Source organism: Dictyobacter aurantiacus, assembly GCF_003967515.1.
GTDB lineage: Bacteria > Chloroflexota > Ktedonobacteria > Ktedonobacterales > Ktedonobacteraceae > Dictyobacter > Dictyobacter aurantiacus.
This window is the reverse complement of record NZ_BIFQ01000002.1, coordinates 347921-360327: the sequence shown is the minus strand read 5'-3', so window position 1 is coordinate 360327 and position 12407 is coordinate 347921. Positions and strand designations below refer to the sequence as shown.

The 12407-nt window shown below is 55.6% G+C and carries 11 protein-coding genes; 3 read left to right on the top strand and 8 right to left on the bottom strand.

Annotation, left to right across the window (positions count from 1 at the left end):
* Positions 1 to 132 precede the first annotated feature (132 nt).
* The gene (locus tag KTT_RS26365) at positions 133 to 1506 is read right to left on the bottom strand and encodes a branched-chain amino acid ABC transporter substrate-binding protein (RefSeq protein WP_126600430.1); all 1374 of its coding nucleotides are present in this window, start codon (positions 1504 to 1506) and stop codon (positions 133 to 135) included.
* Positions 1507 to 1846: 340 nt separating this feature from the next.
* Here KTT_RS26365 and KTT_RS26360 point away from each other — a divergent pair, with 340 nt between their 5' ends.
* Together KTT_RS26360 and KTT_RS26355 are read left to right on the top strand one after the other, a co-directional pair.
* Entirely contained in the window at positions 1847 to 2647 is an 801-nt protein-coding gene (locus tag KTT_RS26360) for a Cof-type HAD-IIB family hydrolase (protein WP_126600428.1), read from the top strand.
* A 224-nt stretch (positions 2648 to 2871) separates the two neighbouring features.
* Positions 2872 to 3771 (top strand): S1 RNA-binding domain-containing protein, encoded by a 900-nt coding sequence (locus KTT_RS26355; protein WP_126600426.1) that lies wholly within the window; start codon positions 2872 to 2874, stop codon positions 3769 to 3771.
* A 57-nt stretch (positions 3772 to 3828) separates the two neighbouring features.
* Here KTT_RS26355 and KTT_RS26350 read toward each other — a convergent pair whose 3' ends face one another.
* The gene (locus tag KTT_RS26350) at positions 3829 to 5622 is read right to left on the bottom strand and encodes an ATP-binding cassette domain-containing protein (RefSeq protein ID WP_126600424.1); all 1794 of its coding nucleotides are present in this window, start codon (positions 5620 to 5622) and stop codon (positions 3829 to 3831) included.
* Positions 5619 to 7370 (bottom strand): ABC transporter ATP-binding protein, encoded by a 1752-nt coding sequence (locus KTT_RS26345; protein WP_235845882.1) that lies wholly within the window; start codon positions 7368 to 7370, stop codon positions 5619 to 5621. The genes KTT_RS26350 and KTT_RS26345 overlap by 4 nt, the downstream gene beginning before the upstream one ends.
* 243 nt (positions 7371 to 7613) lie before the next feature.
* On the opposite strand from KTT_RS26345, the gene KTT_RS36290 reads away from it, so the two are divergent.
* The gene (locus KTT_RS36290) at positions 7614 to 7760 is read left to right on the top strand and encodes a hypothetical protein (protein WP_160146148.1); all 147 of its coding nucleotides are present in this window, start codon (positions 7614 to 7616) and stop codon (positions 7758 to 7760) included.
* Between the two features lie 147 nt (positions 7761 to 7907).
* Here the strand turns inward: KTT_RS36290 and KTT_RS26340 are convergent, their stop codons facing one another.
* The 5 genes from KTT_RS26340 to KTT_RS26320 form a co-directional block, all read right to left on the bottom strand.
* The gene (locus tag KTT_RS26340; protein WP_126600422.1) at positions 7908 to 8243 is read right to left on the bottom strand and encodes a HepT-like ribonuclease domain-containing protein; all 336 of its coding nucleotides are present in this window, start codon (positions 8241 to 8243) and stop codon (positions 7908 to 7910) included.
* Positions 8240 to 8530: a nucleotidyltransferase family protein gene (locus KTT_RS26335; protein ID WP_126600420.1), complete on the bottom strand. Its 291-nt coding sequence runs from the start codon at positions 8528 to 8530 to the stop codon at positions 8240 to 8242. The genes KTT_RS26340 and KTT_RS26335 overlap by 4 nt, the downstream gene beginning before the upstream one ends.
* A 138-nt stretch (positions 8531 to 8668) precedes the next feature.
* Positions 8669 to 9340 (bottom strand): metallophosphoesterase family protein, encoded by a 672-nt coding sequence (locus KTT_RS26330; RefSeq protein WP_126600418.1) that lies wholly within the window; start codon positions 9338 to 9340, stop codon positions 8669 to 8671.
* A 288-nt stretch (positions 9341 to 9628) separates the two neighbouring features.
* Positions 9629 to 11470, bottom strand: a complete 1842-nt coding sequence (locus KTT_RS26325; RefSeq protein ID WP_126600416.1) for a S53 family peptidase — start codon at positions 11468 to 11470, stop codon at positions 9629 to 9631.
* A gap of 493 nt (positions 11471 to 11963) precedes the next feature.
* Positions 11964 to 12377, bottom strand: a complete 414-nt coding sequence (locus tag KTT_RS26320; protein WP_126600414.1) for a hypothetical protein — start codon at positions 12375 to 12377, stop codon at positions 11964 to 11966.
* Positions 12378 to 12407 lie beyond the last annotated feature (30 nt).

Sequence of the window (12407 nt, the reverse complement as noted above, 5' to 3'; positions counted from 1 at the left end):
AGCGCAGACATCCAGGCCAAATGGTGTTCTGGTAGGGTCACTTCCCTCGGATGCCTGCACCCTTTTACGAGTTTGCGGGTTTGTGAGTTTGTGAGTTTGCCAGTTCACGACTGGCAGTGCTCGCCAGGGTATCTATTGACCCTGTGTTTCCTGCACCGTCGTGCGCGCGTTCCACTGGGCGGCAGATGAGAGCACATCGACTTCAATCGTGTTGTTGAGCGCATCACCATTGGCCGTAAACGTGTACTGTAGACCCGTCACACTGGTATAAGATGTCTGCGCGACACCCCCGACAACTTTCTGGCGGAACGCCAGTGCTGCCTTTGCCTGATTTCCCTTGACTGGTGCCTGCGCCTTGTGAGCGATAGCTGTTTTCAGCGCGGCCAGTAAAATGTTTACGCTGTCATAGCCAGCAGCGCTATAGGTTCCCGGCGTGCCGTAGCTGGCCTGGTACTGCTGGACGAAGGTTCCTGTCGTTGGAACTATTGCTGGTGCGGTGCTATATACGAGACCGCCACCCAGAGGCGCTATTGCACTGGCAAAAGTCGTGGTATGGATACCGTTTCCGCCAAGAAATGGTGTATTGAACAAGCCGGGTATATGGCCCATCTGCATGCGAATAGTTGTTCCCTCGGCATCACCTCCAGCATAGAAAATCGCATCTGGTCGGAGTGCGGCAATCTGAGTCAGAAGGTTAATGTACTCGGCTGCAGGAGCTGCGCTCGTGTGGCCCACGATGATGCCAAAATTCGCCTGAAACTTGCTGATAAACCCACTTGCGAGTGCCGTGCCATAGGCGCTAGTATCATCGATCACATAAACGGTTTTATAATGGATGGCGAAATCTGCCTGGGCCTCTCCCTGTTGTACATCGGTGGGTGCGAGACGGAAGAATGTCGTTTTACCTGTAGGGCGCAACGTACCTGACAATGTTCCGCAGCCAGCAGCGGTGTCTGCCTGGGTCAGACAGGCATAAGTAGCCGAGGGACTCAGGAGTGCGAGCGACGCTTTATTGGTGAGTGGTAGTTCAGCCTCAGCGGTCGTGGTGTCGAATGCTCCAATAATGCCGGCCACCTGCGCATCATTGGTCAACGCATTAACGTTATCGGCACTTTTTGTGCCGTCTGGTACACCGCTCGCATTCGTGTCATCCTTCGCGACAAGCTGTAGTTTATAGCCGGGAAGCATATTCGTCGCGTTGGCCTGACTGATCGCCAGCAGGGCTCCATTCTCAGCGGACTGACCGAGGCTCGCGTCTGTTCCGCTCAGCGGCAGATCCAGACCGATCTTAATGATCGTTGGCTTCTTTTTTTGCGTGTTGAGGATGTTTCCCTGGCGATGTTGCGCAGTTTCAGAGGTGCTGACAAAATGAGTAACGCTGCCGGAAACGGTAGATCCAGGTGCTGGATGTGCTGTAACAGAACTGGTGCTGCATGCGCTAAGCAAAGCTGTGAGACATGTAATGGTCAAAAGCAGAGTGATCATCTGTACACGTGATTTTTTCATGTTGATTGAATCTTTCTGAATAAATGAACCAATTTATTGTCTCTAGTATGCAGCAAAGGTGGATTGGGAAGAAGATCATTTACTGGTCATTGACTAGTCTCGTTTTCTGAGCGTGTCAGACTTCCGTCACTCTGGGGGCACATGAGTGCCCCCGCACGCGCGGCCGCTGCGCACCCGCGCTGGTTATATATATTGGTGCAGCGGGTGCGCATCCGCGCACCCGCTGCACCAATATATAATAGAATACGCCACGATTTCAATTGCTCCACAAAAGGGCGTATACTAAGGTTGGGATATATCGATTTTATTGTATGTAATTTGTCAGGAGTTGTTGAGAAAAATGTATCGTCTCCTTGCTATCGACCTGGATGGAACCCTGCTGGACCCTTCCCATCGTATCACTCCCCGGACCCTGGATGTGTTGCAGCGAGCTATGGCCTCCGGCATGTATGTCGTGATCGCCACCGGTCGCGTACCCTATAGCGTTCATGCTGTTCTTCAAGATCTCACTATCAACGCGCCCATGATTACCAGTAATGGCGCGACCATTTTCGATACCCGCACAAATACTATTGTGGCGCAACAATTAGTGCCTGAACAATATATATTATCAGTGCTTGATGCCGCCCGTGGCCTGGATTTACAGTTTTGTTATTATACCCATGATTATCTGTATGCTGAACAGGTTCTCTATACTGGACAAAACTGGTACCTGGCCGATGTGCCTGTTCGCGCGGTGGCTGATATTACCGAGGTCTATCCACAGCCCTGCATCAAGATTGGCGCTTATGGCGAGGCCAAGACGCTGCGTGAGAAGCGTCGGGAGCTTGAGCGGCGCTTCGCGGGTCAGCTCTATATTACCCAGACCGCGGACCGCTGGCTGGAGTTTATGCATCCCGGGGTCTCCAAAGCTAATGCGCTCAGCATGATCGCGCGCCAGTTGGATGTGCGGCCTGAGGAGATCATCGCTTTTGGTGATAACCATAACGATCTGGAGATGCTGCGCTTTGCTGGTCTGGGGATAGCCATGGGCAACGCGCATGCAGAAGTGCAGGCGGTTGCCGATTATGTTACTTTGACCAATTACGAAGATGGTGTCGCCGCTGCCGTGGAAAAATTCGCTTTCGCTTTGCAGCATTAATGTGTGTTTTTTGCATTGTTCCCTATTTTTAATTACATTCCTGCGCCATTTGAAGTACCATTTGCAGCTTGAAAACCGTGTATAGGTAAAGGAGCATAGTGTATCACTATACTTCTATGGTCTATCTGCAATCGATGAGTAAAGAAACTCATGTCGTGCGATAGTATGCCAGCTACTTGTCGAGTGAGAGCCGGTTGAGCCACGGGAAGAAAACGAGGTGAACAATGTCTGAAGAGCAGGCAAGAATAAATCCACAACCAGAAGATGAAACATGGTCGCTGCTGGAGGTGCATTATAAGAATGGTCGACCGCTGGTTGGAAGGATTGTGGAATTGGTCGGCGATCATTTGATTGTGGACATTAACGGAATTCAAGGTACCATTGAGGATGCCACCCTGGGTATTACCTGGAGCGTTGCTGAACTGACGGATGATGAGCAGCAGTTGCCGGAGGAGACACTGGTCTCTCGGCGTCTGGATGCGTTGAAGGGGCAGGAGATCCTGGTCCGGGTACTGCAGGCTGATCGCGATCTGCATATCCTGACGCTCTCACAACAACTGGTGAGCAATCCAGATGATATCCCTGAGCACTATTCATGGCGGCAGCAGTTGCAGGACCAGATGCAGCAGCGGCGGCAACTATTGAACCAGTTACGGCCCGGTGACATCTGTAGCGCCAAAGTGATCTCGATCTATGGCCACCAGATTAATGTGAATGTGAATGGCGTCTCGGGAATTGTCCCGCCGCAGCATGTCTCGGAGCAACAGCGCCTCATCGATCCCTGGCGCATTGTGCAGCCGGGTCAGATGATTGAAGTAATGGTTCTGGACAAGGATAATGATTGTCTGACTTTGTCGCTGATCTATGCCCGGCAGCTCGATGAGGTACTGGGCAGTTTGAAGCCGGGCGACACCCACCAGGCCAGGATCTCCTCCCTGACCAATGAAGGCATCTATGTTGATCTGGGCGGAGCCCTGGCCCTCATCCCTGTTGACCAGGTCGTCTCCGGCTACATCACCCATCCGGCGGATCTCTATCATCGTGAGCAGACGCTGGTGGTCAAGATTCAAGAGATCACGGCGGACAGGCGTGTCATGGCCTCTCTTTCCAATGTGGACTCATAGCCTACGACTCTTGAGGTCGTTTGGCCGCTTGTGGTCTTCGTTCCAGGATAGGATGGATCAGGTCTCGTTCGCGGCCGGGACGCTATCCTGTTGCGACTCGGCCCAGAGCAGACGCATTTCGGAGCTGCTGGCCAGTAGCTCATTGAGCGTGCCCTGTGCCTCCATCCGGCCGTCTTTGAGCACGATGATCTGATCGGCGCGCTGCAGAACCGCGCGACGGTGCGTCACCACCAGGTAGGTCTGCTCGCGCCTGCCGAACAGGCGCTCCCATAGCTGCTTTTCCGTCCCCCCATCGAGGGCGCTGCCTGGATCGTCCAGTACCAGCAGCTGCGCCGGTCGTGCCAGCATGCGCGCCGCCGCCGTGCGCTGCGCCTGTCCGCCCGAAAGCTTCATACCCCGGCTCCCGATCTCGGTCTGCGTTCCCTGCGCAAAGGCCGCCACGTCCTGTTCCAGCACCGCCTGCTGGAGCACCTGCGAGAGGTCTATATTCGCCTCATCCTGTCCGAGCAGAATGTTTTCCTGGAGCGTATCGCTGAAGAGATGAGGGACCTGCGGTGTATAGGCGGCCCGGGGCGGCACAAAAAACGCAGCCGCGTCCTGAACGGGTTTGCCGTTCCAGTGTATCTCGCCTCCTTGCCGGGGTAGCTGGCCCAGCAACGTACGTACCAGCGTCGTTTTACCAGAGCCAACCCGGCCGACAATTGCCGTTAGCGTGCCACGCGGTAAGCGGAGATCGATGCTCTCAATCCCTTTGCTACTGGCACTATAGTGATACGCAAGCTGCGTGGCCGTTACCAGCTCTAACGCATCACTTTGAGGGTCCAGGGGTATATCTTCCACCGGCAGGGGTCCTTTTTTGAGCGAGACCGGGTGGCGCTCGACCAGCAGTCGCTCCTGCCTTCCTCTGGCCTGCATCAGCCTGAGCAGCCGTTCAAAAGCGATGCGCACCTGGGCGTACTTGCCCAGGTTCTCACCCAGTCCAGTGAGGGCGCTGGTGATGTATTCCATATAGAAGATGAACAGGGCGAGATCGCCGATGCCCAGGTGGGTCGAGTGCGCGTTGAGCGCGGCCAGGAAGAGCACGAGGCCCGTGCCGAGACCGACGGTATTGCCCAGCACGGCATTGACGGTATCGTTCTGCAGCCGTTCGCGCAGCATCTGAACCAGCTGCAACTGGCTCAGACGGCGAAAGTGTGCCACCACCGGCTGCTCGGCGCCCGCCACCTGGATGGCCTGGGCCGCGCCCAGAATCTCTCCGGCCATGCCGGTCACCTGTCCCGTGGCCTCGCGACTGGCCTCACGATATTTCGCCACGCTCTTCATCCACATGCGCCCCAGCACGACCACCAGCAGCAGGGGGATCAGCACCGCCATGGTGATGAGGGCGTTGAGGCGCCACAGGATGACCAGGGCCACCAGCGCGCCGACCATAGGCCCGCTCTGATTGAGTCCCGGCGCGTAGGCGACGGTCTCGGTATCGTCGCGCAAGATGTTGAGCGCCTCGCCAGCGGTCATGTTCAGCGCCCTGGCCCCTGGCTGCTTGAACAGGTGGGCCAGCACGTTGCGGCTGAGCAGGCCGCGCACCGGATAGTGGACCTTGAGCGTGTTGTCGAAGCCGATGAATGTCATGCCCATAGTGAGCATGGTCAGCGCGAACAGAGCCAGCAGTATCAGGCCCAGGCGCAGATCAAAATGCGGCCGCTGCGAGAGCGTTGCGAAGAGCCGCTGCAGCAGGAGTCCAAAGGCGATGGTGGCGCCGTTGCCCAGTAATCCTATCACTACGCCTCTGATCTCATAGAAGAGCCGGTAGCGCAGCAGGCCACCCAGCATTAGATACAGTTTTGTTGTCATACAGGAATCCTTCCCAGCTCATGTTGTAGCAGGCGGGCAAAGTGTGAATTCGGATTGCTTGCCAGTTCCAGGCGCGGTCCCGCCTCCAGGACGCGTCCATTCTCGATTACCAGGATGTCGTCGGAGCGCTGCAGCGTGGCCAGTCGGTGGGCGATGACGATCCCGGTACGTCCATCGAATAATTTATCCACCGCCTGCTCGATATACTGCTCGGTTACAGGGTCCAGCCGCGAGGAGGCTTCATCCAGCAGCACCAGGTCTGGTTGAGTCAGGAAGACGCGCGCGAAGGCCAGCAGCTGCGCCTCTCCAGCCGAGAGCCCATAGTTGTCAGCGCCCAGCTGCGTATCCAGCCGCTCTGGCAGCGCCTGGTACCAGTCCCGCAGGCCGACGTCGGTCAATACCTCTATGATGCGCTCATCGGGGATTGAACGATCGAAGAAGGTCAGGTTGTCGCGCACCGAAGCCTGAAAGAGCTGGATGTCCTGCGTGATCAGGCTCATGCGCCGGCGCAGGTCGCGCACGCGCAGCTCTGGCAGTGGCACATCGTTGAGACAGATCTGGCCCGCTTGCGGATCGTACATACGGAACAGCAGGCGTGCGAGCGTCGTCTTGCCGCCGCCGCTGCGCCCGACGATCCCCAGCACGCGGCCCGCCTCTAGTCTGAATGACACCTCCTCCAGCACCGGCTCGTCTGGCGTGTAGCCGAAAGAGACACCCTCGAACGAAACCGCTGGAGCGCCCGGCGCCGGCACGCGTGTCCCCGGACCATCCTGGATGGCCGAGCTGGTCTTGAACAGACCATTGATGCGCCGGATGCACGACTCGGACTGGTAGAGACTCTGCAGCTGCCACTGCACCTGTTCCAGCGGCCCCATCAGCAGCGCGCTGTAGACGAAGATCAGGTAGACGGTACCGGGTGAGGCGAGCCCGATGCTCCACAGGTAAGCGGCCAGCACCAATCCAAGTACCTTGCCCAGTGTGAAGAGGGCCTGCGAGATGATCCAGGGCGTCGCTCCCGACCAGCCGGCGTGACAGGTCGTGCTGTACCAGCGGTAGAAGCGCTGGTAGAAGTGGCGCCAGATATAGTTCATGCCGCCGTTGCCGCGTACATCCTCGGCGGCGTCCAGCGACTCGCCCAGGAAGCCGAAGAACTCCGAACTGGCCTGTCGCGCGATCACCCAGCGATCCACCGTAGGACGGCGCATCCAGGTCAGCACCACCGCCACCAGCAGACAGTAGAGTCCCATGCTCACGCTCAGCATCCAATCGATGGTGGTCAGTACGATCAGCATGCCGGCCATCAGCAGCAGATGGAAGAGCATATGCACCACGAATTTCGAGAAGAAGTCCGAGAGATCGTTGACATCGCCATCAATGCGTTCTAGCAGCTCTCCCTGCGTATGGCTCTTGTGGAAGGCCTGGTCCAGCGTCAACACGTGCGCCAGCAGATCGCCGCGCAGCGCGTTAGTCGCCGTCCAGGCCACCTTCTCGCACAGATACGACGAGGCCACCGACAGAGTCTGGTTGAGCAGCGAGAAGGCCAGGAAAAGCAGGGCCGCCCACATCAATCCCTGTGAGAGCCCCTGGCGGGCGGTCGTATCGATAAAGTAGCCCAGAATCTTTGGATTGATCAGCTGCAGCGCGATACTGGCCAGCAGCAATACAGACATCAAGAGCGCCGTGGGCCATTGCGGCCGCAGGTAGCGCGCCAGCAGCTCAAAGTAGCGTCGAAAGGGTCGCAAACTCACCGTGCATCCTTTCACAATAGCAGGCCTGCAACAATGCGATTCTTATAGCCTGAAGAACGTCGAACGAAGACCCTTTTCAGATGCATGGTGAGCGCAGGCAGAGGGTAGAGGGGAAGGGCAGAAGATGGCAAAGGGGTTGACGCTTATTTGCCGCTATACATGTCCTCTGGCAGGCGGGAGTGATCTCGGAGATCGCGAAGGTCGAACCGGCGTAGAAAACGCGAACCATGGCGTGCCTCAGACATGCCTTCTGTACCTGCCAGCGTTTCGGCCACCGATAAACGCTCTCGCGGCCTGCCTGCATCAATACAGCAAGCGGCCTGGCAAGAGATCGGGCCAAAGAACACCTGGCGCACTCTCATTCTGAAAAGAGGAGCGGTACAGAATTAGCGGCAGTCGGGCATACGTTTCTACTCCTGAAAAAAAACGTCATTAATGTAAGCGCCGGGCTTGTCCCGGCTGCAAGCGTCCTCTACAAGGATAAAAGACAGCATGCGATTTGTCAAGCTTTTTGTTGTTGAAACTTTTGTAGACGCTTTACTCGTCTTCAGCGAGCAGCGCTTTCATGGGGGATTTGAGGGACGGCAAATCATGCTCGATGACGGTCCAGACAAGGTCTCGATCAACACCAAAGTACATGTGGATGAGAATGTTACGCATGCCGCTGATCTGTCTCCAGGGGATTTCTGGGTGAGAATTGCGGAACTCCTGTGGAATTGCGCGTGCCGCTTCCCCGATAATTTCTAGATGGTGGATAACCCAGATTTGTATAAGTTCATCCTGGTCAAAGGAAGTGCGACCTGTTTTCGTGTATTTTTCGATGCGTTCAATAGCTTCCTGCATATCGCGCAGACGTTCCATCACGCTCATCATAATGGAATTGCCTCGCTCAGCACGCGATCTTTGATACGATTACGTAACCCTCTCTCTGTGACGATATCAACTGGATATCCCAGAAGCTCTTCTAGATCAGCCAGAAGTCCACCTAGATCGAAAAGGCTACGGCCCTGTTCCATATCGACAAGCAAATCAAGATCACTCCGCTCATCGACCTCTCCACGAGCCACCGAGCCAAAGATTCTCACATTATATGCCCCATATCTGGCTGCTATCTGCAGAATATCGTCACGTCGGGCCTTGACGAGTTCAGTCAAAGGCATAATAGCCTCCTTTTCCTGTACAAAGATAAAAGAATCTATGTGACTTGTCAAGCTTTTTGTTGCCGGGGCTATTCATTTTTTTGCCTGTTATCTTTCCAACCGGGTCGCGGAGCTCCAAAGCCGGGGCGAGCCCGGCACCTACGACGATGGGGACGGATCGCGGTGGACCTGGAAGATCTGGCGGTCGGGGAGGCGGATGGCGGTCAGGGTGCCGGTACGCCAGGCGCCGGTGTCGAGGCCGATCTTGTGCCTGGTGAGCATAGGGGCGGGCAGCTCATAGTGGCCGACGACGACCGGTTTGCCCCAATCGTAGTCGCGCTCCATAAAGCCTTTGGCGCCCCACATCTTATAGAAGGGGGCCGTCCTCCAGAAGGGTTGGCCCGGTACCACGCCGGCATGCACATAATAGGCGTGCGCGTCCTCGTAATCGACGCGCGTCGTCTGCTGTAGCCACTGCCCGATCTCGGCGGGCACCTGCCCATCACAACTCTCCCACACCTTGCGCGCGCCCGGCATGGCCGGTTTCTCCTGAAACACCGTGCCGTCCCATACCTCCAGCCACGCGTCCTCATGGTTGCCGCGCAGGAAGATACAATGCTCATGCTGCCGCTGGAGCTCCTGCAGCGTACGAATCACCGCGATCGAATCCTCGCCTCGATCCACATAGTCGCCTAAAAAGATCAACTTATCCTCTGGCTGATAGGGGAGTGAGGCCAGCAGCCGCTTGAGCAGTGTAACCTCTCCATGGATATCCCCGATCGCGTAGCTCTCGTACATGATCGCTTGACCCTGGTCTTCGATGTCTGGCATGAGCTTTTCTTTCTTATAGACTATATTCGCACTCACGCTTGCTGAATGTTGATAACTGCAGTGATATTTTTGTGTTGTTGCATAAAGCAAATATCTAGCAATCGCGCAAGTGGGGAGTGGTAATCTTTGAGATGTATAAGATACTCTTATTATAATATAGATAGTCGAATAAGTAAATGCGCATATTGCATTTTTGTTGCTGGCTATTGTCAGGCGATGGAATAAACACCCGACCTTTTTCGGTGCCAGGAAAGAAGGTCGGGTGTGTTGCGTGTGTCGTGCGCGATGTTATCGCTTGCAGTGTTTATCGTGTTTCTGACACTGTTCGTGTTGTGGTTTCCCAAACAGGGTTACCAGGCCGAAAATGTCGGGACTCCCGATGCCGGTGACCATATCGTAGGCTGGCCCGGCCGGGTAGTGACCATTGTTGCCCACCGTGATATCGTGGAACACACGATGATAGCCGAAAGGTGAGTTGAGGTGGTAGATGAAGAAGTTGAAGAGCCCGAGGCGTCCTTTTTGGAACGTGTCAGCCAGCGCAGCGATAGCCGACCAGAGTGGCGCTGAAGCAGATGTGCCATCGCCGTCCATGAAGCCAGTACATCTGTTATCGCCAGGGTCGGTGCAGTACATGGAATACGGACTGTCAGGATCGGCATTCATGGAAACATCGGGGACCTGGCGGCAGAGCACACCGGCTGGCTGACCGCAGTATGCCCCCGTCCGACTGAAGCCAGGCTCAAAGACGCCTGGACCCCGTTGATATGCTGGGCTGGCCCAGATCTGGCTGACGCCGCCGCCGCTGCCATCCCAGGCATGTTCGGCAGGCAAGGGTGGATAGCCTGGATGGGGATTGTTCCCGGGATCGAAGGTGCCGGCGAATGAGGTGCCTCCCACGCCTGCCATATAGGGTTGCGAGGCTGGATTATCTACCGCCAGTAGTGTGGGGTCGCCCTGCTGCTTGCAGTCAAAGGCTCCATCATCTCCTGAGGCTGCAAAGATACTCTGCCCTTGACTGGCCATCTGTATGAAGGCGATATTTTCTGCCCGTATCTCGGATGGGTTAGATAGTGGCTCACATAGTCCCCAACTGGTGCTGATAGCGTCGGCCAGATTATCAGTGGCAATGCGGAAGTACTGATTCACTATGCTTTTATCATCATTCGGGCTTTGATAGACCAGAATCCGTTTGGCGCCCTGAGCCAGGGCGATTTGCATCTCGATATCCAGCGCAACCTCGACAGCTCCTGAATGATCGGTGGCCCCGCCATCGACGAGGATGTTTACCAGTGGTACATGGCGCAGATGAAATGTATTCTCATACACAGTGATATCAGAAGGTGTGTAGCCCGAGAGCTGGAAGAGGCCCAGGGTGGTTCTCTGTCCCCAGTCATGCAGCTTCCGATAGACTGGATCGGCGTTGTAGATGCTTGCGATCTGGGAAGGGGTGAGCCCGGAGCCGTTGGGCCCGCCGCCATAGTCGGCAACTTGACTGGACCTCCTGCTGGCAGGTCTGGTTTTGACTGAGCGAGGGTAGGCCGCGGGAGCATTGTTGAGCCCCAGGATGCCGATGACGATGCCCTGTAAGCTGGCAGGAATCTGTGGATCGGTATTGTTGGAGAAAAAGACATTTCCTCCAGCCCCTTGATAGTACCGGATGGAGACATGGAAGGCAGCCTCGACATTGTGTACGGACCCCCGTGCGACGATGAGAAATGCGCTGTTTCCCGGCGCTTGCGGCAGAACCGTCAGGCCGGATGAGACCAGAAAATATTTCGCTGCCTGTACCTGAGCAGTTGTGGGACCAAAAAAGGCGTTAAAACCACCGGTTGCCAGCCAGTGGTGATACGAAGAGGAGTGAGGATCATGGAGCGCGTCGATGAATGCTCTGGCCCGCTCGGGATGGTTCATTGCCAGCACTAATTCGATCGTCATCTGGGTATTGGGATTCAAGGGGAGGCTGCTCAGTAGGCGGGCATTGGCCAGGCGGAGCGCCACATTGTCGGGGAGGGTTATCCAGCCGGGAGGAGTGTCCGCGTGTGAATGAGCGATGGGCCCGGCTAGCCCGATTGCCAGGATCGTGGTTAGCGCGACCAGCCTGCTGATCGCATGCAGGATACTTGTTTTCATATCACTTTCTCCAGTTTATGGCATCCTTGCCGTATAAAAACATAAAATTCTAACTATATGGGTATATCATGGGAAAGCTATATATAGTATAAAAAATACAAGAAGCGATACGTATACACCATATGGCGTATAACGCCTGGGGTGATTTATAAACATTAACCCGTATGATTAGATAGAGAAAGCAGCGATGCGAAATGGAGCAAAGAGCGCATCGCATCAGTGTAAGGCTAGGAGGAGTTTAGAGAGTGTCAGACTCTCGTCACCCTGGGGCACATGAGTGCCCCTGCGCGCGGCCGCTGCGCAGCCGCGCTGGTTTTATATGTTGGTGCACGGGGTGCGCATCTGCGCACCCCATGCACCAACATATGGAAAGATGGAGAGCTCGCCGAAATCAAAAGCTCATGAGGAAAGATGGCGCACACGCTTAGACCACACTGTTATTTTGTGTTGGGGCATCGGGGCGTATTCGTGCCTGAACGAGGTACTATGAGGCTTATGACGAGCGGGTTGCCTGAGCTATCAGTGCATCGACTTCCTTTTTCAAATTCTGGTAGAGGGGTGGATCGGAGGAATTGATGCAGGAGATGTCGCCGCTTTTCTGTCCCTGATAGAACATATTGGTGGTTGAACCCATTGAGATCGATTTTATGCAGGAATGACCGGGTATGTTCTGGATCGAGCCGATCTGCGAGAGGAGCTGACGGATCGGCGAAAGCTGGAAGGTCTGCAGAGGAAAGGTTTTATCTTCTTTCTGGCACTGCGGTCGCTCAGGGGCGTAGCGACATTCCTCATAGACCAGTGTGCCGCTACCAGCGTCGTTGATCGTGATGGTATAACCCGGAAAGTTGGTTGAACCGGAATTATGAATGGTAAGGAACGTATCCTGTTTGTGCGTATCTGCTGCCATAGCTGCCCCTTGCATTATGTGCGCTGATGC

Bases quoted from the DNA above. Each gene is read 5' to 3' on its own strand.
- KTT_RS26365 (WP_126600430.1), bottom strand. From the start codon at position 1,506: ATGAAAAAATCACGTGTACAGATGATCACTCTGCTTTTGACCATTACA.
- KTT_RS26360 (WP_126600428.1), top strand. From the start codon at position 1,847: ATGTATCGTCTCCTTGCTATCGACCTGGATGGAACCCTGCTGGACCCT.
- KTT_RS26355 (WP_126600426.1), top strand. From the start codon at position 2,872: ATGTCTGAAGAGCAGGCAAGAATAAATCCACAACCAGAAGATGAAACA.
- KTT_RS26350 (WP_126600424.1), bottom strand. From the start codon at position 5,622: ATGACAACAAAACTGTATCTAATGCTGGGTGGCCTGCTGCGCTACCGG.
- KTT_RS36290 (WP_160146148.1), top strand. From the start codon at position 7,614: ATGCCTTCTGTACCTGCCAGCGTTTCGGCCACCGATAAACGCTCTCGC.
- KTT_RS26340 (WP_126600422.1), bottom strand. From the start codon at position 8,243: ATGATGAGCGTGATGGAACGTCTGCGCGATATGCAGGAAGCTATTGAA.
- KTT_RS26335 (WP_126600420.1), bottom strand. From the start codon at position 8,530: ATGCCTTTGACTGAACTCGTCAAGGCCCGACGTGACGATATTCTGCAG.
- KTT_RS26330 (WP_126600418.1), bottom strand. From the start codon at position 9,340: ATGCCAGACATCGAAGACCAGGGTCAAGCGATCATGTACGAGAGCTAC.
- KTT_RS26325 (WP_126600416.1), bottom strand. From the start codon at position 11,470: ATGAAAACAAGTATCCTGCATGCGATCAGCAGGCTGGTCGCGCTAACC.
- KTT_RS26320 (WP_126600414.1), bottom strand. From the start codon at position 12,377: ATGGCAGCAGATACGCACAAACAGGATACGTTCCTTACCATTCATAAT.